This window comes from Psychromonas arctica (assembly GCF_036697365.1).
GTDB classification, from domain to species: domain Bacteria; phylum Pseudomonadota; class Gammaproteobacteria; order Enterobacterales; family Psychromonadaceae; genus Psychromonas; species Psychromonas arctica_A.
On sequence record NZ_JBAHZA010000073.1, the window covers coordinates 1 to 561 of the forward strand.

Below are 561 nucleotides of genomic sequence, written 5' to 3' on the forward strand. Positions count from 1 at the left end.
GTTATTCACTGCGTTGTAATCAACACCATTGACCGTGACAATCACAGTGGCTGTGTCATCATCAATGCTACCGCTTAGCGCTGGTGACGTATCATTGGTCACTAACGCATCAATACTGACGTTAATACCTACGGTATCGACTTCAACGGTGCCAGTATTGGTTGCGCTATTACCCGCCGCATCTGAAGCGGTCACTGTAATAACGGTTTCACCATCATCCAATGCAGGGAGTGTATTATCCGCTAAAGTCCACGACCCATTCGCATTGTTAGTTGCTTCGTACTCGATGTCATTGACTGTCACGATAACTACAGCAGTAGTATCATCAACATTACCCGTTAACATTGGCGTATTATCAGTGGTAGTGAGAGAGTCGACGCTAATTATTGGAGCGGTAGTATCCACTTCAATCGTCGTGGTTGCGCTATCCGTATGGCCCGCTTCATCGCTCGCAGACACACTGATCACAACGTCGCCTTCGGCTAATTCGGCAATCGTATCCGCTGCTAAACTCCAGGTGTTATCGCCGTTATTCACTGCGTTGTAATCAACACCATTGAC

Annotated in this window: 1 protein-coding gene; it reads right to left on the reverse strand. The window is 47.2% G+C overall.

The window, feature by feature from the left end; genetic code table 11:
- On the reverse strand, positions 1-561 hold a 561-nt coding region (locus V5290_RS17370; protein WP_333388792.1), incomplete at both ends, for an Ig-like domain-containing protein.